Genomic DNA, 667 nt, shown 5'->3' on the forward strand with positions numbered 1-667 from the left:
CTGAATTGCTGCGGAGCGCCGAACCGTTTCTTAGGATCCCCTTATTGTGCTCCACTTGGGGCGACCGCATGTCCAAAGGGAGCATCATGTTCGATTCTCGCGAAAAGATCGCAATTTTCATTGATGGAGCCAACCTCTTTGCGACTTCGAAGAGCCTGGGCTTTGATATCGACTATCGGAAGTTACTGTCCGCATTTCAGAAGCGCGCCTATCTTTTACGCGCCTATTACTACACTGCCCTCATTGAAGATCTCGAGTTCTCCTCAATCCGTCCTTTGATCGACTGGCTCAATTATAACGGCTACACCGTTGTGACCAAATCGGCACGCGAATTCACCGACTCCCACGGCCGCCACCGGCTTAAGGGGAAAATGGACATTGAGCTCGCAAGTGATGCCATTGAGCAAGCCGATCGGGTCGATCATATCGTTCTCTTTTCCGGCGATGGCGATTTCGCGAGCCTCGTGGAGGTTTTGCAGCGCAAGGGACGTAAAGTTTCCGTCGTTTCCACTATCTCTACCCACCCCCCTATGGTCGCCGACGAGCTGCGCCGTCGGGCGGACCACTTCATTGATCTTATTACCCTGCGGAATGAGATTGATCGTCGTGCGTCAGAACACGCCCCAAATGCGTAACGAAACAGTGCCGACAGGTGTAAATCTGATGC

The 667-nt window shown here is 52.8% G+C and carries 1 protein-coding gene; it reads left to right on the forward strand.

Annotation, left to right across the window (positions count from 1 at the left end):
* Positions 1–86 precede the first annotated feature (86 nt).
* Positions 87–635, forward strand: coding sequence for an NYN domain-containing protein (locus ACFHWW_RS34010; protein WP_379943769.1), 549 nt, complete (start codon positions 87–89; stop codon positions 633–635).
* The last annotated feature ends 32 nt before the right edge of the window (positions 636–667 follow it).

The organism is Sinorhizobium sp. P24N7 (assembly GCF_042436655.1).
GTDB classification, from domain to species: domain Bacteria; phylum Pseudomonadota; class Alphaproteobacteria; order Rhizobiales; family Rhizobiaceae; genus Sinorhizobium; species Sinorhizobium meliloti_A.